The 22,821-nt window shown below is 59.2% G+C and carries 20 protein-coding genes and 1 pseudogene; 8 read left to right on the forward strand and 13 right to left on the reverse strand.

Annotation, left to right across the window (positions count from 1 at the left end; translation table 11 throughout):
- Positions 1–17 precede the first annotated feature (17 nt).
- From OJJ21_RS21960 to OJJ21_RS21985, 6 genes are all read left to right on the forward strand, one after another.
- Entirely contained in the window at positions 18–767 is a 750-nt protein-coding gene (locus tag OJJ21_RS21960) for an SDR family oxidoreductase (RefSeq protein ID WP_297689889.1), read from the forward strand.
- A gap of 209 nt (positions 768–976) precedes the next feature.
- Entirely contained in the window at positions 977–1,807 is an 831-nt protein-coding gene (locus tag OJJ21_RS21965; protein ID WP_366093580.1) for an alpha/beta hydrolase, read from the forward strand.
- A gap of 300 nt (positions 1,808–2,107) precedes the next feature.
- Positions 2,108–4,528, forward strand: a complete 2,421-nt coding sequence (locus OJJ21_RS21970) for an MASE1 domain-containing protein (RefSeq protein ID WP_297689893.1) — start codon at positions 2,108–2,110, stop codon at positions 4,526–4,528.
- Positions 4,525–5,172 (forward strand): response regulator, encoded by a 648-nt coding sequence (locus OJJ21_RS21975; RefSeq protein WP_297689896.1) that lies wholly within the window; start codon positions 4,525–4,527, stop codon positions 5,170–5,172. The genes OJJ21_RS21970 and OJJ21_RS21975 overlap by 4 nt, the downstream gene beginning before the upstream one ends.
- Entirely contained in the window at positions 5,169–5,558 is a 390-nt protein-coding gene (locus tag OJJ21_RS21980; RefSeq protein ID WP_297689897.1) for a response regulator, read from the forward strand. Before OJJ21_RS21975 ends, OJJ21_RS21980 begins: the two co-directional genes overlap by 4 nt.
- Entirely contained in the window at positions 5,548–6,240 is a 693-nt protein-coding gene (locus OJJ21_RS21985) for a response regulator transcription factor (protein WP_297689899.1), read from the forward strand. The genes OJJ21_RS21980 and OJJ21_RS21985 overlap by 11 nt, the downstream gene beginning before the upstream one ends.
- 132 nt (positions 6,241–6,372) lie before the next feature.
- Here OJJ21_RS21985 and OJJ21_RS21990 read toward each other — a convergent pair whose 3' ends face one another.
- The 7 genes and pseudogenes from OJJ21_RS21990 to OJJ21_RS22020 form a co-directional block, all read right to left on the reverse strand.
- On the reverse strand, positions 6,373–7,284 hold the full coding sequence (locus OJJ21_RS21990) for an MBL fold metallo-hydrolase (RefSeq protein ID WP_297689901.1): 912 nt from the start codon (positions 7,282–7,284) through the stop codon (positions 6,373–6,375).
- Between the two features lie 366 nt (positions 7,285–7,650).
- Positions 7,651–8,076, reverse strand: a complete 426-nt coding sequence (locus OJJ21_RS21995; protein WP_297689903.1) for a hypothetical protein — start codon at positions 8,074–8,076, stop codon at positions 7,651–7,653.
- 98 nt (positions 8,077–8,174) lie between these two features.
- Positions 8,175–8,864, reverse strand: a complete 690-nt coding sequence (locus OJJ21_RS22000) for an EthD domain-containing protein (protein ID WP_297689905.1) — start codon at positions 8,862–8,864, stop codon at positions 8,175–8,177.
- 218 nt (positions 8,865–9,082) lie between these two features.
- Complete coding sequence (locus tag OJJ21_RS22005; protein ID WP_297689907.1) at positions 9,083–10,135, reverse strand: fumarylacetoacetate hydrolase family protein; 1,053 nt, start codon at positions 10,133–10,135, stop codon at positions 9,083–9,085.
- Positions 10,132–10,683, reverse strand: coding sequence for a VOC family protein (locus OJJ21_RS22010; protein ID WP_297689909.1), 552 nt, complete (start codon positions 10,681–10,683; stop codon positions 10,132–10,134). The genes OJJ21_RS22005 and OJJ21_RS22010 overlap by 4 nt, the downstream gene beginning before the upstream one ends.
- A gap of 57 nt (positions 10,684–10,740) precedes the next feature.
- A pseudogene (locus tag OJJ21_RS22015) lies at positions 10,741–12,249 on the reverse strand (FAD-binding protein); the annotation flags it as partial.
- Positions 12,250–12,356: 107 nt separating this feature from the next.
- Positions 12,357–13,661, reverse strand: a complete 1,305-nt coding sequence (locus OJJ21_RS22020; protein WP_297689911.1) for a PIN domain-containing protein — start codon at positions 13,659–13,661, stop codon at positions 12,357–12,359.
- Between the two features lie 88 nt (positions 13,662–13,749).
- Between OJJ21_RS22020 and OJJ21_RS22025 the strand changes: the two genes are divergently transcribed.
- Positions 13,750–14,484: a hypothetical protein gene (locus OJJ21_RS22025; protein WP_297689913.1), complete on the forward strand. Its 735-nt coding sequence runs from the start codon at positions 13,750–13,752 to the stop codon at positions 14,482–14,484.
- Positions 14,468–15,079: a hypothetical protein gene (locus tag OJJ21_RS22030; RefSeq protein ID WP_297689915.1), complete on the forward strand. Its 612-nt coding sequence runs from the start codon at positions 14,468–14,470 to the stop codon at positions 15,077–15,079. Before OJJ21_RS22025 ends, OJJ21_RS22030 begins: the two co-directional genes overlap by 17 nt.
- 13 nt (positions 15,080–15,092) lie before the next feature.
- On the opposite strand, the gene OJJ21_RS22035 is transcribed toward OJJ21_RS22030, so the two are convergent.
- The 6 genes from OJJ21_RS22035 to OJJ21_RS22060 all read right to left on the reverse strand — a co-directional run bounded on the left by OJJ21_RS22035 (position 15,093) and on the right by OJJ21_RS22060 (position 22,816).
- Complete coding sequence (locus OJJ21_RS22035; RefSeq protein ID WP_297689917.1) at positions 15,093–16,118, reverse strand: TniQ family protein; 1,026 nt, start codon at positions 16,116–16,118, stop codon at positions 15,093–15,095.
- Between the two features lie 94 nt (positions 16,119–16,212).
- Entirely contained in the window at positions 16,213–17,391 is a 1,179-nt protein-coding gene (locus tag OJJ21_RS22040) for an HNH endonuclease (protein WP_297689919.1), read from the reverse strand.
- A gap of 127 nt (positions 17,392–17,518) precedes the next feature.
- On the reverse strand, positions 17,519–19,387 hold the full coding sequence (locus OJJ21_RS22045) for a TniQ family protein (protein WP_297689921.1): 1,869 nt from the start codon (positions 19,385–19,387) through the stop codon (positions 17,519–17,521).
- 2 nt (positions 19,388–19,389) lie between these two features.
- Positions 19,390–20,493 carry a TniB family NTP-binding protein gene (locus tag OJJ21_RS22050; protein WP_297689923.1) on the reverse strand — a complete coding sequence of 368 codons (1,104 nt, stop codon included), beginning with the start codon at positions 20,491–20,493 and terminating at the stop codon, positions 19,390–19,392.
- A gap of 18 nt (positions 20,494–20,511) precedes the next feature.
- The gene (locus tag OJJ21_RS22055; RefSeq protein WP_297689925.1) at positions 20,512–22,587 is read right to left on the reverse strand and encodes a Mu transposase C-terminal domain-containing protein; all 2,076 of its coding nucleotides are present in this window, start codon (positions 22,585–22,587) and stop codon (positions 20,512–20,514) included.
- Entirely contained in the window at positions 22,580–22,816 is a 237-nt protein-coding gene (locus OJJ21_RS22060) for a hypothetical protein (protein WP_297689927.1), read from the reverse strand. The genes OJJ21_RS22055 and OJJ21_RS22060 overlap by 8 nt, the downstream gene beginning before the upstream one ends.
- Positions 22,817–22,821: the final 5 nt, after the last annotated feature.

Below are 22,821 nucleotides of genomic sequence, written 5' to 3' on the forward strand. Positions count from 1 at the left end.
ACTGACGGGAAGTGTCGATGCAAACTCTGGCGGGAAAAATTGCGGTCATCACTGGCGGCAATAGCGGGATCGGCAAGGCCACGGCGCGTCTGTTTGTCCAGCAGGGCGCCAAAGTCGTCATCACCGGCCGCCGACAGAGCGTGCTCGATGCAGCGGTCACGGAAATTGGCCCAGGCGTTGTCGGCATCCCCGGCGACTCCTCGGATATCGCGCATCATACACACCTGGCCTATGAGGTTCGCCGCCGCTTCGGCGGACTCGACATCTTCGTCGCCAACGCCGGCGTCATCAATCTTGTCCCATCGGACAAGGTCACAGTAGAGGACTATGATCACCAGTTCGGCGTCAATGCACGCGGGGTGTTCTTCGGCGTTCAGGCAATGCTGCCCATAATGCGCGACGGCGGCAGCATCATCCTGGTCAGCTCCATCGCCGCGCGGAAATCACTCGACAATCATGCCGTTTATGCCGGCAGCAAGGCGGCCATCGGTGCCTTCGCCCGCGCCTGGGCCCTGGAGCTGAAAGCCCGGAAGATCCGCGTCAACGTGCTGAGCCCCGGCCCCGTCGAAACACCGATCCTCGACAAGCTTGGCGTGACTGAAAAGGAACGGCCTGACTTCGTGAAGGCGATGGGCAGCATGATCCCGCTGGGCCGCATGGGCCTGCCGGAAGATCTGGCCAGCGCCGCGCTGTTCCTCGCCTGCGATGCAGGCAGCTTCATTACCGGAATCGAGCTTACCGTAGACGGTGGCATGTCGCTGACCTGACGTCAGACCATCAAGCACACCCACTCCTCACCCGGCCCAAAAGAAAGAAGGAACCTGCAATGACTCAATCCATCAATACCGACGCTCCGCAGCGACGCAGCCTGCTCAAAGCTGGTCTCGGCCTTGCAGCCACGGCATCGCTTCCCGGCATTGCGCGGGCGCAGGCCACACCGATCACGCTGACGTCCAATGCCCAGGAAGGCCCCTTCCTGGATACGATCACCCTGCGCGATGGAACCCGTCTTTTCTTCAAGGATTTGGGTCCGCGTGATGCGCAGCCTATCGTGTTCCACCATGGCTGGCCGCTCAGCGGTGACGAGTGGGACAATCAGATGCTGTATTTCTATGCCAAGGGCTATCGCGTCATCGCGCATGACCGTCGTGGCCATGGCCGGTCGAGCCAGACCGATAACGGCAACGACATGGACACCTATGCCGCCGACCTGATCGAGCTGGCCAAGGTGCTGGACCTGAAGAACGCGATCCACGTCGGCCATTCCACCGGCGGCGGCGAGGCGGCGCATTACGTCGCCCGCGCCGAACCCGGCCGTGTCGCCAAGCTGGCGCTGATTGCCGCTGTGACTCCGGTAATGGTGAAGTCAGCCACCAATCCCGAGGGCCTGCCGCTGGAGGTGTTCGACGGCTTCCGCGCAGCCCACCTCAAGAACCGGGCACAATTCTTCCTCGAACTCGCCTCTGGCCCATTCTACGGCTTCAACCGCAAGGGCAGCGAGATTTCCATGGGTCTGATCCACAACTGGTTCCGCCAGGGGATGATGGGCGGCACCAAGGCACAATACGACTGCATCAAGGCCTTTTCCGAGACCGACTTCACTGCGGATCTGAAGAAGATCGACCTTCCGGTGCTGATCATGCACGGCGACGACGACCAGGTCGTACCGGTGCATGACGCGGCCCAGAAGGCCATCAAGCTGGTCAGGAACGGCAAGCTCAAGCTCTACAAGGGCCTGCCACACGGCATGGCCGCAACGCATGCCGACATGATCAACGCAGATCTGCTCGCTTTCTTCACGGCCTGAGCCCCAACCGGCAGGTCGTCTTCGCAGCGACGCACCTGACTCCTCGCCGGTGGCCTCGCCCCCTTGGCCACCGGTCTGCCGCCACGCGCAGTCCCCGGCGACGTGGCGTACCCGGTAGCCTCCCCTGGGCTGACCGGACTTGGCCGCCACTCATCCCTACCCGATGAGTGGCGGTCTTTTTTCCTCTGCGCGGCAATGCATGGATTTCCATAGTTGCGGCGCTGATATCGCACAATTAGTGTCAAGCGTTGGACGACGTGCCTAAGCCCTGGACCGCTCCGGTCCGGAGGGGAACAGCAGATGACCGGCCTCTGGACACAGCGCCCGAAATTCATCCATCTCGGCTTATTTATCGTTGCCTATGTGCTGGGCTGCGCCTTTGCCCAGATTCTGGCCTTCATGCCGGGAACCGGCATTTCGATCTGGCTGCCGGGCGGGTTGTTCATCGCTACGCTCCTGCTCGCATCCCGCTCGACATGGGCCTGGTGGCTACTGGCCGGGTGCTTCGCCGAGTTATTCGCCAATGCTTTATGGTTCCGCAGTCCGCTGCCCGCAGCGATCCTGATCTATTTCGGTAATGCACTGGAAGCCGTGATCGGTGCATGGCTCATCCGCCGGGTGCTGGGTGATCCGGTGCGCCTGGATACACTGCAACAGATGCTGATCTTCGTCGCACTGGGCGCAGGGGTCGCGCCGATCATCGCTGCGACGATCGGCGCCGCGACCGTCGACGGGTTCGACATTCTGTCGCAAAGCTTTTGGACCGCGTGGCCCCTGTTCTGGATCGGCGACGCCACGGGTGTCCTGATCGTCGCGCCGCTGGCGCTGGCCGTGCTGCAGAACTGGGGTGACAGGACCCAGCTATCAGCCGCCCAATGGATGGAGATCTCCATCCTGGGCCTGATCTTCGCCGGGGTTGCCGCGCTGTCCCTGAACCACTACCTGTCCTTTACCTACATTGTCGCTCCGCCGCTGCTATGGGCAGCCGTACGCTTCGAGTTTAAAGGTGCTGCCATCGCGCTGATGTTCCTCGGTCTGATCACCGCCGCATACTCTATGTCGAGTGGCGGCGAATTTCCGGGCGTGTCTGAATCCCCGAAAGAAAGGCATATCCTGCTGCAACTCTTCCTCTCCATCACTGCCTTGTCGGCGATGATCGTGGCGGCGATCTCGCGTCAACACCGCCTGGGACTGCTTACGCTTCGCAAAAGCATGGACACCCTGCGCCACCGGGAATGGGAGCTCACGCAGCTTGTGGACGTGGTGCCCAGCCATCTATGGCGACTGACGCCAGATGGCGAACCAATCTTCTTCAACAGGCGCATGGCCGACTTCCTTGGTATGAGTGTCGCCGATATAGACCGGCCGAACGCGACGCGGCTGGATGCACTTATCGAAGCCATCCATCCGGTCGATGCGCCCGGATTCAGGACTGCGCTCAGGTATTCATTGGCAACTGGCGAGCCATTTGCCCTGCGCTATCGCCTGCGTCGTGCCGATGGCGTCTACCACTGGATGTCCAGCCGTGCCGATCCGCTGCGCGGCGAGGATGGCGGTATCGTACAATGGTATGGCCTTTGCCACGACATCGACGATCAGGTGCATGCGGAGGAAGCGCTGCGTGAACGGGAGCGCGGATTGCGGGAACTTCTCGATGCGCTGCCGATCAATATTCTCAGCTTCGCACCCACGCGTAAAATGACCTATGCCAGCAAACGCTACATCGATAAAGTCGGTGCGCCATTGGTGCATATCGATGACTTCGATGCTCTGGCCAGGGACGTCGCTCATCCTGAAGATTTCCCCAGGATGTTTGCCGTAGCATCGCACGGTTTTGCGACTGGGCAGCCGTTCGTGAACCGTTTTCGACGGCGCGACAAACAGGGCATCTATCGCTGGATCGAGGCACGCACGCAACCGCAGCGAGACGCCTCTGGCGCCATCCTGCAGTGGCACATTGTCTCAATCGACATTGAAGACGAGATGCATGCCCAGCAGGCATTACGCGCGGCGCAGGATAGCCTTGCGCGCCAAAGTCAGGCGGCGAGCCTGGCCGAACTTTCCGCCTCCATTGCCCATGAGGTGAACCAGCCGCTGGCCGCGGTGATTGCCAACTCCCATGCCTGCCACCGCTGGCTGACGGCTGATCCGCCGAATATCGAGCGGGCCAACAAGACGGTCGACCGTATCATCCGTGATGCCAACTCGGCGGCGGATGTCGTGAGCCGCATCCGCGCCCTGTTCAAACAGTCAGCCGACACCAGGGCCAATGGCGCGATCGAAGACATCGTGGCGGAAGCACACAATCTGATCGCCGAGGAAGCCGCACGCCATCGTGTACTGCTGGATGTCGAGGTCGACCGTGGCCTTCCGGCCATTTTCATGGATGCCGTACAGATCAAGCAGGTTCTGGTCAATTTGATCCGCAACGGCATGGAAGCCATGACCGGCCTTGCCGAGGGAAAACGCCTATCGGTGCGCGTCAGTCGCATCGACAGCACTCTCCGGATCGATATCCGGGATCATGGCACGGGGATTGAGACTCCGGACCGGATATTCGAGCCATTCTTCACCACCAAGGAACACGGTATGGGCATGGGCCTGGCGATCTGCCGGTCCATTGTCGAATCGCATGGCGGCCGGCTTTGGGCCGAAAAGAACGAACCGAAGGGCGCGGTTCTCGCCTTCACCTTACCGATAGAGTCGAAAGTTTTGTCATGAGTACCGATGACCAGATCATCTTCATTGTTGACGACGACGCGCGGATCCGCGAGGCGCTGACAGACCTTCTCGCGTCGCACGGGCTGCGCACAGTCGCCTTCGGATCGGCTCGTGACTATATCGCGGCGGACAAGCCCGATGTCCCTGCTTGCCTGGTCCTCGATGTCGAACTGCCGGATATCAACGGCCTGGACCTGCAGGGACAGATCGCCGCGAGCCATCATCCGCCGATTGTGTTCATCACCGGGCATGGCGACATTCCCTCCTCCGTGCGCGCGATCAAGCGCGGCGCCGTCGACTTCCTGACCAAGCCGTTCAGCGATACAGACCTGATGATCGCGATTGGTGCCGCAATCGCCCAGGACCGGGAGAACAGGGCTGCACGGGCAGAACTGGAAAGCCTGCAAACTCGCTACCTCGCCCTGACGCCACGCGAACGCGAAGTCCTGCCGCTCGTGGTGAGCGGCCTCCTCAACAAGCAGGCTGCCGCCGAACTGGGGATCAGCGAAGTGATGCTGCAGGTCCACAGAAGGAATGTGACACAGAAAATGGGTGCCGATTCCTTCGCGGACCTCGTGCGGGTCGCCGAGCGACTGGGAATACAGGTCACCCACTCCCGTCGGGCGGGAGGACCGAGAAAATGAGCAATGTGAAGTCAGTTGTCGCAGTGGTGGATGACGATCCGAGAGTCCTCGAATCCCTGGAGGAGCTGCTGGAATCAGCCGGCTATATCGCGCGCAGCTTCTCGTCGGCAGGAGCGCTGCTGGCCAGTGACACATCGAGTATCGATCTGCTCATTACCGACATTGGTATGGCGGGAATGAATGGCTTTGAACTCCGCGATCAGGTGAAGAAGGCGCGCCCCAAGCTGCCGGTATTCCTGATTACCGGTCGCCACGAAATTGTGGACCAGGAGCGCGCACAGGACATCGGCGGGCTGTTCCGGAAGCCGTTCGATGGCCAGGTTCTACTCGCGGCTATCGGGGATGCCTTGCAACACAAGCGAATGGGGAGTGATCATGGGAGTTGACCAGCCGCTCCAGCGGGGATCGAAGCAGCCCTCTTCGCAGACCGATCAGGGTCCGCAGCAACCGACCGTCATTATTGTCGATGACGATGCTGCGATCCGGGAGGCACTGGCGGATCTGCTGCAATCTGCAGGATTCAGTTCTACCTGCTTTGCATCGACAGCCGCCTTGTTCGAAGCCGATGCCCTTGAGGCGCCTGGCTGCCTCGTGCTGGACGTGCGAATGCCTGGCGCAAGCGGTCTCGATCTACAACGACGCATGGTGCAAAGGGGCGACGTCAAGCCAATCATCTTCCTGACCGGCCATGGCGATATCCCGATGAGCGTACAGGCCATGAAGGCTGGCGCAGTCGATTTCCTGACCAAGCCCGTGCGCGACCAGGACCTTCTTGATGCCATCACCTCGGCAATTGCGCTGGACGCCGAACGACGGGCTCGTGGCATTGTGATCGAACGCAATATCCAGCGCCTCAAGGGGCTGACCCAGCGCGAGCGCGAGGTCCTTCAGGAAGTGGTGCGCGGCCGTCAGAACAAGCAGATTGCCTTCGACCTCGGCATCAGCGACGTGACGGTGAAACTCCATCGCAGCAATGCCATGCGCAAGATGGGGATCAGTTCGGTTGGAGAGCTGGTCCGCATCTGGGAGGCCTTGCCCGCAACTGCTCGGGATATCGCCAGGGAATAGCGGCTTTAGAAGACGGACGACACGCCCCACGCCGTCAGTTGGCAAGAAAAAGGCCGGCCGCCACAAAGTGTCGACCGGCCCATGGATACTGATGTACCGGCGCCTCAGCCGGCGCCGGCACAAGACAGGTGGTCAGTATTCCCAGTGGGCAGGCACCCAACGGAATACATCGCCGTCGACGGCTACCCGGCAGAACGGGAACGACAGGTGAGCCGCCACCAGCACCTCACCAGTTCCTGCCAGTTCCCGCAAAAGATCGACACGGACACGGGCCGACTCCTCGGGGTCGTGCTCGAACCCGTTGTACCAGTACGGATGCTCGAACCCGACCGGGAACAAGGCGTCCCCGGCGAAGGTCAGCCGATCATTGCCCGACGAAATGCGAACCACGCTGTGCCCGGGAGTATGGCCGCCGGTGCGACGAACGACGAAGCCCGGCGCCACCTCGTGCTCATCGTCGAACTGCCGCAGCTGGCTGCCGTATTCTTTCAGGAACCGGGTGGCGACCGACCGGAGTACGGGCGGAATCGGCTTTGGCATGGTGGTGTGAGAGAAATCGGGCTGGGCCCAGAAATCGATTTCAGTCGCGGACACGTGGATCGGCACATCCGGTCGCAGCCGACCCTTCAGCCCGTCACCAAGCAGCCCGCCAACGTGGTCCATGTGCAGGTGCGTGAGCACGATATCGGTCACGGATGCGAGGTCGATGCCGGCAGCCTCCAGTCGTTGCGCCAGGCGTCCGGCCTTGGGGAAACCCGGATACTCCAGTCCGATCCCGGCATCGATGAGGATCGTCCGGCCGCGGCCACGCACCACGACCACGTTCAGCGGCCATTCGAGCACGTCCGGCGGCATGAACATATCCTTCAGCCAGGCTGCCAAAGCGGCCGGATCGGCGTTGGTGGCCAGCACCGAGGTTGGAATCGTCAACACGCCGTCGCTGATCACCAGCACTTCATAGTCGCCGACCTGCAGTGCATAGCGCGACGGAACCATTTCGTCGGGCTTAGATTTTCCGGGCTGCGATACAATATTCACGTTCATGATTGCCTCCTGTTTTGGCGAGGCAATTGTCATCCATGCATCGGGCACTAGACATCGTGCCGGGTGCTAGATTTTGCGACCCAAAAAACAGAAAGACCTGTACTTTGAGATAGGCTCATCTGCGCTGCTGGCGTGGAGACCGGACCATCCGCTATCAGGCGGCCCTAAGGCCGCTTGAATGTGAAAGTCAAAAAACAAGGCCACCAATCAATATTGGCCGCCTTGCCTAGAGATCGCATGAAATAACTCACTCGGTGAGTGACAACTTTATTGGAACAACTAATAATATAATTTGGGCCTTTCCTTGTCGGCCGTCAAACTATGAGGCATTGAACTCAGATCCCTAAACTTGGGACAAACTCTCAATCATTGAGTTCGGTTTCTCAGCCCGCCAATGGGAAAGGCCGCTTCCGTACCGGCCTCGACACTGCTGATGCCGAAGGCATCCTCGGCGAAGGCATGGGCTTTCCGGCGGTCGGTGCGCGCCATAAGCCAGGCGAAATGCCAGTTGATACCCGCCAGCAGCTGCGCCAGGCGGATACAGCGCCTAGCCGTGAACGTGTTCCCGCGCATGTCTTCGCTTCGCCAGCCGCAGGAATACACGGCTGCGCAGTGGGCAATGTTATCCGCAATCGGCGCATTGACCCGCACCTGAACCTGGTCGGTCACCAGACCGGCATAGTCGCCGTAGAAGAATCGGCCGCTCTCATGCATTTCGCGCAAAGTGCCGTCGAGAAAGAGCCACCGCATTGCCGATATCTGGGCGATGCCATCCGAGATTTCGGCAATCAAGAGCAGGTTGCGCTCCGGCCATCGGCCATTGTTGGAAGTTCAATCAGAGGGCCGCACGGCACAGCCGAGCGAAGGCCGCCCACGTTCTCTTCGTTCGCCTAAGTTGCCAGCACATATTCGTTCACATAGAGGCAATCGACGCTTTCAACGAAGTGAGCGACATCGTGCTGGATTGCTTCGGCGCCACGGTCGCTATCGAAGAACCTTTCGACTAGGTCCTGCATAGTGGGAAAATGAAGCTGGACCACGCCGCTTGTATCTGGTGCGCCAATATCCAATGCCTCAATCACAATGTTCCTCGCGTACTTCACGGCGCCAACGTGCACCTTCAAAGCCCGCTTTGCATGCAGAGCCCAGGCTCTATGTGCTGCGGAATTTGGCAAGTCCGAACGGAACTTGAGCCGCCCTACGTATTTCACGCCAGGTGAACGTTGTCCAACGACGATGGCGACGCTGTCGCGCTCGATGATTTCTTCCACGCGGAAGGTGTGTGCCGCCGCAATACCGGGAACTAGGCTTGCCAGATTGACGACCTGTTCACTTGCCCAGGCCGAGCTGGCACTCGGAATATACTCCACGATGATGTCGTACTGTTTTGGGCCATCCGCGTTATCGGGTGTCGGCTTGTATGGCACGTCAAGTGGGGGATCGATGACGAGGTTTACGACAAGGCGTCCCGGCATCTCTCCGTTTCTAGTCAGGCTCTTGGCGGCGACGATATAGCGTTCCTGGAACTTCTCGCGTTCCAGAGCCACATCGCCTTTCAGGAACGTGATATACTTAACCACCAAGTTGGTGCCTTTGGCAGCCTCCCATTGGTTCCCTCAGTTTCTGACTTTTTTGTGCTTCGCGAGCACTGAGTACGAGTAATCAGTGCGATCTCGCTTCGGCAGTCCTTCGGGAACCTTGGAGACTGTAATTGCTGACCGGTCCGCGTGTTACCGCAGATATTTATTGATCTGATTTGAGCCGCCCATTCTCACGTTCCCCCGGTGTTCACAAGCCGTTACTTCCAGATGGAAGTGATCTTCTCGCCAATCGTCGACTTCACCTTCTCCAGCGCGATGACCGACTGCTCGATGGCTCCGAACAACGAGTCACCTGCGCCATTGAGCATCTCAATGCGAACTGTGTCTCCGTGCTTCATGAACTCAGTGGTCGTCGCGCCATTGGCGATTATCTCGAACATACGGACTTCCGCGATACAGCAGTAACCCACACCACCGTTCTCGACAGACGAGCCCCACAGGCCGCCCTGCTTATTTGACACAGTTCCAGATCCGATAATCGTTCCGGCTTCCATATCTCTCGTCTTCGCGACGTGCGCGATCAATTGCGGGAAGTTGAAGGTCATGCCGGTTCCCGCGTCTGGCCTACCGAAATCCTTGCCGTTCAGCTTCACCCGTAGCGGAAGGCATACCTTGCCGTCCCTCCATGCACCGTCAAGTTCATCCGGAGTAATAGCTACTGGCGAAAAGGCGCTTGCCGGTTTGCTCTGGAAGAACCCGAACCCCTTGGCAAGCTCATTCGGAATCATGTTCCGAAGTGAGACGTCATTGACGAGCATGAGCAAACGGATAGCATTTGCGCAGGCTTGGACGTCAGACCCCATGGCAACGTCACCGCAAATGACGGCGACCTCAGCTTCCATATCGATGCCCCAGGCCTCGGCCGCGACGATCGGATCACGTGGACCAATGAAGCTGTCCGATCCGCCCTGGTACATCAGGGGTTCCGAATAGAACGATTCTGGCACGGCGGCGCCTCGCGCCTTTCTGACCAATTCGACATGGTTCAGGTAGGCGGAACCATCGGCCCACTGATACGCCCGAGGCAGTGGAGAATGGCACTTTTCCGGTTCGAATTTGACAGCGTTCGGGACTTTTCCGGCGTTGAGTTCATTGTAGATGGATTGGAGCCGGGGTGCGGCGAAATCCCAGTTGTCCATCAGGTTCTGCATCGTCGCCGACACTTCCAGCGCCGGAACGCAAAGAGTCAAGTCTTGGCTAACAACCACCAGTTGGCCATCCCGGCCAGCTTTAAGGCTTGCGATTTTCACTGTGCCGCTCCAGCCGCTTTAAAGCTGCCATCATGCATCCAGCGGGCGTGCCGGGGGGCACGCTTGGTTTTCGCCCATTCGTCAAGCATGTCCCACTTCACTTCGTCGAGTTGCTCCAGCATCCCGGGAAGAGCAGTATCAGCCGCCAGTTCGATGCGATGGCCGTTCGGGTCGAAGAAATAGATGGACTTGAAGATGGTGTGATCTGTCGGACCGAGCACGGAGATGCCTGCGTCCTCCAGGTTCTTCTTCGCCGCAAGCAGCGTTTCAACTGAGCCGACCTTCAATGCCAAGTGCTGAACCCATTCCGGGGTATTGCGGTCACGGTCCATCTGCGGCTGCTCCGGCAGTTCAAAGAACGCCAGGACATTCCCGTTTCCGGCATCCAGAAACACATGCATGTATGGGTCATGTTCCCTGGTCGAGGGAACTTCATCCTCTGCAATCGCCAGGATGAACTTCATCTTCAAGTGCTTTTCGTACCATTCGACCGTCTGCTTAGCGTCGCGACAGCGGTAGGCCACATGATGCACTTTCTCGACCAGCATCTAGTCCTCCTCTGGCGTCACGGTGGACGCCTGTTCATGCAGTTGTCGGAGTATTATTCAGGCAAACGGCTTTGCGCCCTTTGCCTCCGCCGCCATATACTTGGAGGCCACGAAGCCGAAGATCATCGCCGGACCAATCAGGGAGCCGCCGCCCGGGTACCGACCACGGAAGACGCTCGCCATGTCGTTGCCGACAGCGAAGAGGCCCGGGACTGGCGACCCGTCTTTTGAGACGACACGCGCGTTGGCATCCGTTCTGATACCAGCGAAATTGCCGATGTCGCCTGCGTACATCCAAACGGCGTAGTAGGGGCCTTCGTCGAGCGGCGCCACGTTCGGATTGGTACCGCCGCTGCCGTCACCCAGATAGTGCCCGTAAGCGTTTTCGCCCTTGCCGAACTCCGGATCTTCACCATTGGCGGCGTGCCGGTTGTAGTCCGAGACGGTCTTCGACAGAGTAGCGCGGTCAATTCCAAGCTGGTCAGCAAGGTCTTCGATACTTTTTGCCCGATACAGGTAACCGCTCTCGACCAATTTGCCGATCGGAAGGAACGGCTTTGCGTAGCCTAGGCCGTATTTGCTGAATGCACGGTGGTCGCAGATAATGAAAGCGCCTGCCGGACGACCGGCATCCGGATGGGCAATCAGGTTCTCGATAAAGTCGTGGTATGAAATGCTCTCGTCAGAGAAGCGCTTACCAGTGCGAAGCACGGCGATCATGCCCGGCTTACCCTGGTTGACGGAGTGCAAAATGGCGCCCCAAGTGCCGTCTGGACGCGGAACTCGGGAAACCGGCATCCAGGCGCCGCCGTTCTTCACGTCGACATCGACATATCCGCCTGCGCTCTCCGCCATGCGCGCACCGTCGCCGACATTTCCCGGCGCGGTCAGGGAGATATGCTCATCTGCCAGTGCGGGATGGCGATACACCGCGGATCGGCGCTCCAAATTGTGAGCGAAGCCACCACTGGCGAGCACGACGCCTCGTGAAGCCCGAACCCGGATATTGCGGCCGTAGCTGTTCACAACCGCACCAACCACTCGACCGTTTTCAATGATGAGTTCGTTGGCGGGGGATGAGGTCCAAATCGGAGTACCGAGATCGAGGAGTGCTCGTGCCAGACGGGCGATTAGCGCATTGCCGTTCACCAAAGCCTGACCGCGCCCGTGGCGGACCATGTCGTAACCGTATTTGGTCAGAAGGGTCATCACACGGATGGTAGAAGTCACGGACCGGCCAAATTTGTAGAAATGGCTGAGATCCGAACCGGAGCTTACGCCCATGCCGAACAAGGAAAGTTCCCGCATCAAGGGTCGCAGGCGGCGCAGTTCCTTGCCAAGAATACTGCCGTTCACCGGTTTGACGTGCAGGGACCGGCCACCCTGAGAGGCGCCAGGCTGTGTCGGGTGGTAGTCGGGCATCTTGTACTGGACGTTGAAGGGGATGCCGATTTCGTTGACAAAGAAATCCACCATCTCCGGACCTTGGGTCAGGTAGGTTTCAATGAATTCCTTATTGTAGTCGTTTCCAAGCTCTGTCTTGAGATACGTCTCCATGTCCTTCCGATTGTCCCTATAACCGAATAGCGTGCGCCATCTGCCGGACTGCTATCGATTAGTGACTCTGGCTTTCGCAGGCGATTTTGGCGCCGCGGATTAACCCCATTTAGGGATTAATCCTCCTGGTCAGCCTCTGGTTCGTCGTCTTCATCTGGCTCGGCGCCATCGTCGTCGTCGTAGTCGCCCCATCCGAAGGACGGCTCTACACCACCGAAGTCGACTGACGTGTCGAAGTGGTCAACCTCGACCGTGAACTCCTCGATCTTGCCATGGACGTCCTTGGGGATGGTAACCACGACCTTGAACTCCAAGTCGGTTTCCACTCTGTGTTCGTCGGAACCAAGGGAGATCTCGTCCTTGTCGATGCCGTCTATAGTGGAAAAGCTGAAATCCACCTCGACTTTGACGTTGGCTGTCCCGGTTAGCTCGATTGATATGGTCTCTTCGTCGCCATCGACCAGGATGGCGGAGGTGTAATCGAGCTCGACACCGTTCAAAACCTGATTATTGACGTACTCTTCGTACATGTAGCTGGATGAGGCAGAAACATCGATTTCCGCACCTTCGAAATAGCTGCGCGCCTGGCTTTCGATTTCCTCAGCCAGTTCGGGCAGCTCGTTTTCCTCAAGCCGCTTTGCAAACTCGCCAGCGAGCCACTCGCCATTTTGCGGGAACAGGGAAAGCGCTGTTCCCAGATCCTTGATGCAGTAAATCGCTTTGGAATTCTCGGCGTAAGCGAACCAGCCGCCATCAGTGGTTACACACAGAATTTGGGTATCGTTCTTCTCGGCATAAGCCTCCAGGCTAAGCAAAGCCATGGCGTCCGGAAACTCGTGCTTCTTCTTGGCTGTTGGCTCGAAGGGTGGCTGAACGCCTATGTACATCTCGATCATCTTGGTCGGATCAAGGAATTCTTTCGAGCCAACCTGTACGAAGCCGGTATTGGCGGAATAGGCCTTCATTCGCGTGTCCACACCAGCCGCTGGTTCAGCGTCTCCAAGCACATCTGCCACGACTTCCTCCCGCTTTTGCCTCGGGAAATTCCAGGCGCTACAGATAGACTTCATTGCAGTATCAAGAGCTGCTTTACTCTCATTTGCTGCTTTCACCATATGGTGCCGCAGCTCTTGCTCGATGACCTCTGGCATTACGAAGCGGTAGTTGCCCGTTTTGAACTGGCTCATCAGTCGCAGGTGGCCGTGTTCGAGTGCGCGCCCGCGCTGATCAAAGATGCTGGTGTCCAAGGAGATGGCGGTGATTGCCTTATCGGCGATCAACTTCTTGAGTTTTCGGTCCGACGCTTTTGGCACGCCCATCCCCCTGGCAGGTTCCCGTGAAAGTCTGGCAAGGTCGAAGAGGGCCGTCGATACGGAGCCTGTGTTATCCCCAGATTTCAACATCATCTGGAAAGGATGCATACGGAAGTACTCAGCCGCCGCTGCTCTACCGTCTAGATGTACGGCACCTGCTTCGTTAACATTCGTTTCGGGTCGCAGGGGGCATTCAGTGGATTTCGATATCGTTCTGCGCAGCGGTCTGTATGGGTCGAGCACCAAGGTCGGTGTTATCTCGATCGGTAACGCGAACGTGGATGTCACGGCGAGCTTCGCCGGGTCGTTGCACATCCTGGAGATGGGTGACCATTTCGACGACTATCTCGTCACAGGCCACTTCCCGGCGTTGATGTCGGGTCCTGTCACGGCGCCCAAGCCCTTTGGGCGACTCATCTGGAAGCATCCATCTATGGATGTTATGGGCAATTTCGGCGAAGCCATTTTCGCGTCGGTTTACACCCGGCATTATGGTGCCGCGAACAGTGAAATCGTTCACATCCACCAACCTGTCGGCTCCGGCTTTCGGTTCCGGTGCCCTGACTTCCTTGTGGCACCTGTGTCGATATTTGCACAGGATGTGTCCAATTTTGGCAGCACTATTCCGACAACGCTCGATTTCATTCCAGCCGAGTGCAAGGCCACCCTGTCCAATTCCTATGAGCGGGCGTATGCGAAAAATGCCGCTGAGCAGCTTGCGGCATTTTGGAAGAAAAGCTTAGGTATGAACCCCTCATATCCTGTGGGTTATGGCATTGCATCAGTGATGTCACGGTACCCCAGTCCGACGGTGACGCTGACGTATTTTTGGCCGAAGGCCAACATGGCCACCAAGCTTCAGGCGGCGCTGTCGAAAAAGAAGCTTCGGATTCGGAAAGTGTTGGGATGCCTGCATGACTCAGCAATCTGACGCACTCATCGTAGCGAACTATGCGACTTGGGCCGGGGACCTGGCCTTCGCAGTCGAAGCGCTGGAGGTTGCGGCACAGCGCCTTCCCGATGACAGGTACCCATCCACCTACATGTTTTCCATGTTGGCCAATGAGCAGCTGCGTGCATTGGGTGGGCTGACTGACTCCCAGATGCACCTGTTCGCTGATGGCGACGAGCAGCGCCGGGCAGAGCGCACCTTCAGGGGAAAAATCGCGAATGCGGTGGTAACGCGTTTCGAAGAGTATCGGGCGAAAATGCGCCTTTACCCGAATAGCCCGGAGAATTCCAATCGAATCCGGAAGAACTGCCTGCAGAGGTACAGCGACCTGATGGTGGACGCGAGACTGGCTGCGGCCCTCGGGACTGATCTCGTGTCGGACCCGGATGGCGAGGTTCCAGAGTGGAGAGAGATTCTTGGCGGTTCACTGATTACGGTTCGGGTCAGCGACCTGGGATTGGTCGAAGCCTCGTCCGTTCTCCTACCAGGCGATATCAGAGTGCTAGTGGAGCTTTTCACCGGCTTGCAAGAGCTGTTCGCCCACCTGGACAACCCCAATAAACGTACCGACTAGCCAGCCGCAGGTCTCACTCCCGCCCCCCACCAAACGTGACGGGCAGCATCTTCAACTTCACACCCGCCTTTTCTTTGGCGCGGTCCACCAGTTTCACGAGCGGCGTGTTGTCATGCTCGTCATCCCACTTGATGCGCCGATACCAGTACAGGTCCATGGTGCCCTTGGGCCATCCGATCGCATCGAGATGCCGGAGCTCCGACACCAGGGCCTGCTCCAGCTTCTCCGGCACCAAGGCCAGCGCGACCGCGCCCAGGCTCATACGGCGGGCATTTTCCCGGGGCGGTAGTTGCTCGACGGGGGTGAAATGCTTCTTCAGGTCCCCGCCATAGGTCGCTTTCAGCCCGGGGTCGGTGGCGCCTGGCCAGATCTGTTTCCTTGTTTTCAGGGACAGGCAGGCGAAATCGCACAGGGCCAGCCACGCCCAATACGTATCGAAGCCCTTGAGCAGCGGCGGGATTGCCTTCTTGTCACTAAACGCGATGGCGAGCATGGCCTTTATGGCATGCAGGTCGGCGGCTTCCGCCTTTTCGACCTTCACTTTGGTCAGGTCGGTGCCGCATGTGCAGTGACGGATGGATTTGGTGCGCCAGTCGAGGTGCTTTCCGCAATCCAGGCATTGCGTCAGCAGGCGCAGTTTGTGCTCCTGGCAGTGCTGGACGAATTTCCAGTCCCAGACGGCCTTGTAGTAGCCATGCTCGCCCTTGATGCATTTCGGGCAGACACGGCGGGTCTTAATCAGGACGCCGAGGTTGTCGAGGTTACAGCCCAGCACAAAAGAGGCTTCGCTGTTCACTTCCGGTGCGAGCGGCCGCAATTTTTCGAAGGACTGCCGGGATATCGCCGCTATCCGTTTGACATCGGCGTCTGTGAAATTGCTCTTCTTCAGTTTGATGTCGGCACGGTCTGCGACTTCGCCTACGCGGGAGTCATTGGCTTCGGCGAGCCTCGCAAGATACCCAAAAATGCTTTCGTCGGCTTTGGGCGGGAATGTGGTGTTGAGTGGGCGTATATCTGCGATTGCCGAATGTTTGCTCAAGGATTTGACCGGAAAATGTGAAGGAATATCTAGGAATACTTTTTAGATATCCTTGCATTTCCAGTCAAATCCTCGATTTAGGCCACAAGCATATCTATTTGCTTGCTCGCTCCTCCTGCGCAATCTTCCTGAAATGTCCGAAGCGTTTGGAGATTTCGGTTTCGATAGCGTCCAGGCCGGGGTGCTTTGTCATCGAGTTCCGGTGTGCGAGGTATGTGGGCAGCGGTAGCTCCAACGATTTTTGCAACGCTGGGAAGAGCAGCAGGATTTGACCAAAAGTGAAGTGGTGTCGGTCAGCGTCGGTCAGTTTGTTGGCACTGCAGCAGGCGACGACGCCAGAAATCCCGTCTCCAACCATCAGCGTCATCACGACGTCATTGCCGACGATATTCACGAGCAGGCTGACTGCGTGGGGGTGAGCCGCAAACTGTTTGATGCCGTCGGCACCCGCACCAAGGCTTCCGCTCCCTCGAACCTCCGGGCGCGGCTCTGACGGTTTAAACCATACGCCTTTGCGAACTTCTTCCGCGTATGGTCCGTCGAGTGCTGCATCTCCGAACAGGCAGAATGCGACGCCGCGACCAAGTTTGGCCAGGAAGCGGAAGTCGTAGTCCATGTGATACCTGATACCAGATTTGATATCTCCGCCTGTTGCCAGCTTAGTCAGGATTGCCAGCCGTTCGTCATCCAATTGGTCGGCTGGCTGAAATCCTATCGTTGCAGGGTCTGCACCATCGACGACTGTCCCCATGACCTTTTTCACTTTCGGACGGTCAGAAAACGCGTCACGGAATGACTTCCACGTCGCATTGATGTCGAGATGTGAGCGTTCGGAGAATAAGAAGTAGGCGCGCGACTCCTTCGATTTTGTTGTCCTGGGATTTCCTCCGGAGTACCAGAACAACCGCTCATCGTGTGGTCGCACCCAATAGACCTGCTCGCCAAGCGGACCCATATACAACTCGCAGACATCGTCCTCGGTCATGCCCGGAAGATTCAATTCCATAACTGCCATACAGTATAAGGGGAGGCCACCTGGATCTGATGGAAGATACAAATCCATCGCGTTCATCTTCAGCCAATTAGCGACGAGGAAGCTTCGGGCGAAGCTCGCATCGACGAAGAGGCCGAGATTGCTGTTGCAGGTTTTGCAGACGCAATGCGTTTTGTATTTGTCTGGAGCTTGCGCGCCACCAAGGAACTGCGGAATGGCGTGTTCCAGGCTCATGTCCTTCTCTGCCTTGTCTTCAAGGCAGTAGATACACTTGACCATATTTCCCCCATATCTGGCTTTTCATTGAACCAGGTAATTCTGGCTTACGACTCAGGCATTCCCACAAGACGGATAGTCAGCCTTTCAAGTGCAGCAGGCAATGTTATCGCCACAGGCGCCCACAAATTCATACCGGTGCATGCAGCTTCAGCACGCGCTCCAGCTTCTCCGTTCTCCTGAACACAAACTGCCGCCCGCCATCCACGCCTGGCCCCGAAACTGGTTTGCAGCCTGTTGCCATCAGCTTCGTCGCCGCCCACCCTCGATGTCTGCCAGCATCCAGCCCGAGCTGGCTCGGAAACACGTAGGTTTCGCGGAACCGCTTCATCTCGGCGGACGACACCAGCTGGCCGTTCACTCCCAGCTCGCAATGCGTCTTGAGCAGGCCCTGGCGGCATAGGTGATACGCCACCTCCTGCTTGACCTTTAACACGATGGCGGCCTCAGGAATGGTCAGGGCTCCGCCGGACGGCTGCGGCCGCTGCACCAGGCGGTCGACATTCAGGACGATGCGGGCCAGGCCCTTGGATTTCTCGTCGACCCAGGCGGAGTTCAGGTGCCTGGGCAGCGACTTCGGTTCGAAGTCCACCTTCGCAAAGCGACCGGACGAGATGGCATCGGACAGCCGGACGCGTCGGTCGGGCGGCCGGTTCGCGCCGCAGGCCCGGCAAAACAGGTCGACCAGGGATTCCAGGCCGTCTGCCTTCCATGACGGCCTGCCGAACAGTTCGGCCGCCGGGCCGCTGCCTGCCGACTTCCATAGCCAGCCGACCATTTCGGCCTTGGCCAACCCCATCCGCGATACCCGCAGGATGCGGCGGGCGCCCTTCCGGTCAACCAGGCCTTCCAGCTCTCCTCGCAGGCGCTCGACGACTGCTGCCTGAACCAGGATGGCGGCGCCGCTACCACCACCGTCCCATGCCTCCACCAGCTTGTGCTTCTTCAGGACGGCGCCGACACGGACGACAGAGCGGTTCAGGCGTTTCTTGGCCTGCGTCAGGGTGACGAGCTTGCCGGTCCGGTTCCGCGACACCTTCCTGGTGCGGAAGCGAATGGTTTCATCGGCATCCAGGTAGTCCTCCAGGGCTTCCCGGACGACACGCTGGGTCTCCGGCGCCACCGTGCGGTCGACCATCCAGTCACTCAGGCGACCAAAGGACTTCACGATGCCATACCGGCCGTTGCGGCCACCGGCACCCTGCTGGAGTTGCTCGAACAGTGCGTGGATGCCGCGGGGCCAGTCCTGGCAGACCTGCCATCCGGCGTTGACCAGGAGATGCGTAACCATCCCACGCTCCAGCATACGGATGGGGCGTGGCCGCCGGGACATGCCGGTTGCCAGAGCACCAAGCTGCAGGCACAAGTCCATCAGCGTGGCCACCGAAACGTCAGGCACGCCTTTGGGAAGCCTGCCACCGGTCAGGATGGCCTGGAGCTGCCTCAGCCCTACCAGGTCTGATGCCAGTACCTTGTTGGCCTTCGCTCGCAAAAGATTACCGCCACAATGGCACCGCGTCGAACTTCCCCGTGTCCAGCCGAGCTTGCCCTCGCATTTCGGGCAGCGTGACTGCAACTGCCGCCCGTGCTCGACACAGGCTGTCGAAATGCTCAGGTCCCAGACGGCGCGATGGCGGCCATTCTCCTTCAGGCAGGCCGGGCAATATCGGCGGTGCTCGGTGGTGACGAACTGATGGCCAATCTGGTGACCTAGGAAGTTGACGGTCTTGCCGCCTTTGGCTGGCCAGTATGTCGCGCGGAGCAAGGCATCCGCTGGCTGGCCAAGCAAAGTGGGCAATGCGCGTAGTTTGGTAGGAACGGTTGCCAGTGATGGGAGCCAGCGAAGCTGGATACCGGCACGGGCCGCGACTTCGGTGGTGGTGCGGGCGTCGTTGGCGCCTGCTGCTTTGAGCAGGTAGCCGAGAATGGATTCATCGGCATAGAGGCGCGGACGGGAATTGAGCCGCACCGTGGGGTCAGATTTCACGGCGCGGCTCATGGTCAGGCAGCCTTCATGACGGCAGCCGGGGTAAGCTGACGCTTACCCTTGTAGGCATTCACCTGGTGGTCCGGCAGGTCGGTGATGGGTGTGGACGCCGGAACCTTGGTGTCATCGACCTCGAACACGTTGAACCAGCCCTTGTCGCGGGGCCGTTTGTGGCAGTTCACCATGTCCTTCAGGAGCTCGTCGGACATCACAGTGACGCCGTCTTCCAGGGCGATTTCGAGCGCCTCGACGAGCAGGTCTGTGGTGCGCGGAAACAGACCGCCGGACAGGTAGTTCAGCCGGTAGGCAATCCGGGGCTCCGCAATCATCCCTGCGTTTTCCAGCGGGATGTTCTTGGCGTACATCCTGAGCAGCACGATGAACTGGGCGCGTTCAGCAGGATTGTTCCAGTCGAAGCGGTCCATGGTGAATTCACCGATGGAGCGACGGACCAGCTCGCCGTTGTTATAAAAGATGGGCTCTGCCTCGATGGTGCCAGCCAGCATGACCGAGCAGGCATTCTTGTTGAGAATGGCCTTGAAGAAGTTCGACGTGACTTTGGTCGTCTTCTCGTCGGTGTAGTGACCCGCATGCTGTAGTTCGTCGAAGATGGCGAGTTCGACGCCATTCTTGATAAGCTGACGCACCATGCGGTCGATGAGCTCGGATGCGCTTTCCCGGCTTTTCTTGTCGCCCATGGCATTCATCAGGCGCAGGCACTTCTGGGCCAGTGCACCCGGCGTCGACGCCGGGTCGATGGGCACGTACAGAACCGGCCAGATGGTCTGCCTCACGTCACCAATGGTGTCTTCCTTGGGCTGCACAATCTCTGCGGCCGTGCGCAGCAGGCGCGTCTTGCCGCTGCCTGATGGGCCGGTCACCAGCACGCTGGCGGCCGATGCGCCGACCCTGGAGCCAGAATTGCCGTAGAGCCGCAGGCGGCGCATGGCCCTCAGCACATCTTTGATTTGACCGTACTCCAGGTAGGCACTGCGCAGGTCCACGACCTTCTGCACGCGCTGGGTTTCGGGCAGCAGGATGCGGGGAGCCTTCGCCCCCTCCGAAGAGGGGGCGGTCTTGGTGGCGGCGGTGGGGCGGGTGTTGTCGTTGGTAGCCATGATTGTGGTCTCCGTGGGTTAGGCGACAGATTTGTCGGTCTGGGTGATGCCGTACTTGGCGGCGAGTGCGTCGAGATCCTCCATGGTCAGGTCCTCGTTGTCCGCGCTGAGGTCGACCGCAGGCGTGGCGACAAAGGACTCCGTGCCGGTGATGGTGGTGTTGACGGCGGCACCCGGGTCGAGACGCTCGCCGCCCGCACGCTTGTTCTCAGTGCCAATGGCATTGATGATGCGCTTGGACAGGGCGAACCGTTTCTCGCGGATAAGCTGCTTGACCTGGTCGTGGAATTCGCGACGTGCGGCCATGAGCATGTGGAAGGTGACGCGTTCGCGTTCCTTCAGGCGCGCCTTGGCCCTGGCCAGGATGACGCCATGCTCGCGCAGAGACAGGCCCTGGGCGTACTCCTGGTCCACGCAGGGGAGCTCGAAGTACGTCCCGCTGCGCCAGTCCAGCACCCAGACCGAACCCAGGTTGTCCGGATTGTACTTGACCCGCACGACCTCGGGCTTATCTGCCCGGTTGATGAGTTTTTGCATGAACTCGCCCTGCTTGTTGTAGCGCATATTGAAGATTTCGATGCCCTTGCGGGTCAGCGAGCGAAGCTCAGTGCGCGTCAACAGGATGTCGAGATCCTTGATGTCGTCGGGAAGACGGACAGGGTAGTCAGCCACACCCGCCTTCCAGGCATCGAGCGGAATGTCGCCGATGCCACGGTGCTCGGAGACCGAGTAGACCATGACCAGCCACTTGACGAGCATGTGCCACAGTGCCTCCAGCGTGATGGCGGCATTCTTCACCGCGTCGTAGTCGCCACGCTGCTCCGGGTTGGACCGGGTGGTGCCGGGAAGCTGGTGAATCAGGTCTTCCTCGATACGCCGGAACAGGCGCTCGATTTTGCCCTTCTGCTGCGGACGACGAACGGCACAGAAGACGACCTCAATGCCGAGACCCTGGCAGGCGATTTTGAAGTCCTCGCCGTGGAATTCAGAGCCGTTGTCGACGAACAGGGTCACCGGCATGCCGTAGCAAGGCCACTCCCCGATGATGTCGGGGAACTTCGCCAACAGGTCATCCTTCCACCCGATGGCGTTCTTGAGCGCCAGCGCGACGGTGTGGAAGCTCGGCGGTTCGAAGCCGATATGCATGCCGACGACCATGCGGCTCTTGCGATCGAGCAGCAGAGTCAGCCAAGGCCTGCCGATTGGCAGCCTCGTCTCGTGGTCAACGACCACGATGTCGAGCAGGTGATGGTCGACTTCGACTTCGTTCAGCGGGAACTTGCCGTCCGAGCCCTTCAGGACTGGGATGCACAGGCGCCGCATCGCTTCCGAGCCTTTCTGGGCGCGCATGACCTCATCCAGCGGAAGCTGCCGGATGTACTTCCGCACGGTGGGAAGGCTCGGGAACCTCAGCTTCCCATTTTCCATGTAGATGGGGTTCTTGCCGTCCGGCGCCATCCGCAGGACGATGTCCTTGATGAATTTGAAGATCTTGGTCACCGGCTGCGGATTGCGCCGCATGTAGTGGACTTCGATCTGGTCATCGATAACGCCGACAACTTCGGGGTCGAAACGCGGTTCCGCATTGCCACGAAGGTAGTACCTCGGCGCCAGCCAGCGCAGGTCGGCGCCGTCCGTGCGACCGTGGCGCATCATCAGCCGTGCCCATTCGGACACGCGGCGGGCACTCGGCGGCTTCTTGCCCGAGTTATCGTTCGCTGCTGCCTCACAGATGATGGGACCCAGGGCCGCTTCGGAGTACGACCTCGGCGGCGGGTTTGCCACGCGAACCGCACTCAGATAGTGCCAACGGCGATTGATTTCGTTGAGGATGTGCTGCGGATACTCAGACAGAAGGCGGCTGAGTTCCTGCTTTTCCTTCTCCGTAATCAGGGACTGCGTGCTGTCCTTGACGCGGATAAGTTCGCCCTCCGTCCACAGCTTCATCAGCTGATTGTCGGTCTTGGAGATGATTTCGCCGGTATCCGGGTCTTCCAGCTGGACATAGCCGTTCTTCGTGCGACCGAAGAACTTGTAGACCTTGCCGGAAAGGCTCAGGCGTTCACCCTTGGTGAAGTTGATGACATTACTCATGGTTCGTCTCCTTGTAGGTTTCAGGGATGATGGGGTACTGGAAGGGCACGCTGACCCGGAACAGACGTCCCCGGGACCAGAGCTCCTTCATTTCGTCCTCGGACTTCTTGAGGTACGTGCCGGTGGCAGCGCTGCGGAGCAGGTAGTTGCCTTGCCGGTCATGCCCTTCGAAGTCGAAGAGTTCGGCGTCGAGGTCGAAGTACTCGCGCCAGTAGTTGGGCTTCTGCATGCATG

This window comes from Ferrovibrio sp. (genome assembly GCF_025869515.1).
Taxonomy (GTDB): Bacteria; Pseudomonadota; Alphaproteobacteria; order Ferrovibrionales; family Ferrovibrionaceae; genus Ferrovibrio.

What these genes read in the sequence shown, in the direction of transcription:
- OJJ21_RS21960 (WP_297689889.1), top strand. Translation starts at nt 18, where the DNA reads ATGCAAACTCTGGCGGGAAAAATTGCGGTCATCACTGGCGGCAATAGC.
- OJJ21_RS21970 (WP_297689893.1), top strand. Translation starts at nt 2,108, where the DNA reads ATGACCGGCCTCTGGACACAGCGCCCGAAATTCATCCATCTCGGCTTA.
- OJJ21_RS21975 (WP_297689896.1), top strand. Translation starts at nt 4,525, where the DNA reads ATGAGTACCGATGACCAGATCATCTTCATTGTTGACGACGACGCGCGG.
- OJJ21_RS21980 (WP_297689897.1), top strand. Translation starts at nt 5,169, where the DNA reads ATGAGCAATGTGAAGTCAGTTGTCGCAGTGGTGGATGACGATCCGAGA.
- OJJ21_RS21985 (WP_297689899.1), top strand. Translation starts at nt 5,548, where the DNA reads ATGGGAGTTGACCAGCCGCTCCAGCGGGGATCGAAGCAGCCCTCTTCG.
- OJJ21_RS21990 (WP_297689901.1), bottom strand. Translation starts at nt 7,284, where the DNA reads ATGAACGTGAATATTGTATCGCAGCCCGGAAAATCTAAGCCCGACGAA.
- OJJ21_RS22010 (WP_297689909.1), bottom strand. Translation starts at nt 10,683, where the DNA reads ATGCTGGTCGAGAAAGTGCATCATGTGGCCTACCGCTGTCGCGACGCT.
- OJJ21_RS22020 (WP_297689911.1), bottom strand. Translation starts at nt 13,661, where the DNA reads ATGCATCCTTTCCAGATGATGTTGAAATCTGGGGATAACACAGGCTCC.
- OJJ21_RS22030 (WP_297689915.1), top strand. Translation starts at nt 14,468, where the DNA reads ATGACTCAGCAATCTGACGCACTCATCGTAGCGAACTATGCGACTTGG.
- OJJ21_RS22040 (WP_297689919.1), bottom strand. Translation starts at nt 17,391, where the DNA reads ATGGTCAAGTGTATCTACTGCCTTGAAGACAAGGCAGAGAAGGACATG.
- OJJ21_RS22045 (WP_297689921.1), bottom strand. Translation starts at nt 19,387, where the DNA reads ATGAGCCGCGCCGTGAAATCTGACCCCACGGTGCGGCTCAATTCCCGT.
- OJJ21_RS22050 (WP_297689923.1), bottom strand. Translation starts at nt 20,493, where the DNA reads ATGGCTACCAACGACAACACCCGCCCCACCGCCGCCACCAAGACCGCC.
- OJJ21_RS22055 (WP_297689925.1), bottom strand. Translation starts at nt 22,587, where the DNA reads ATGAGTAATGTCATCAACTTCACCAAGGGTGAACGCCTGAGCCTTTCC.
- OJJ21_RS22060 (WP_297689927.1), bottom strand. Translation starts at nt 22,816, where the DNA reads ATGCAGAAGCCCAACTACTGGCGCGAGTACTTCGACCTCGACGCCGAA.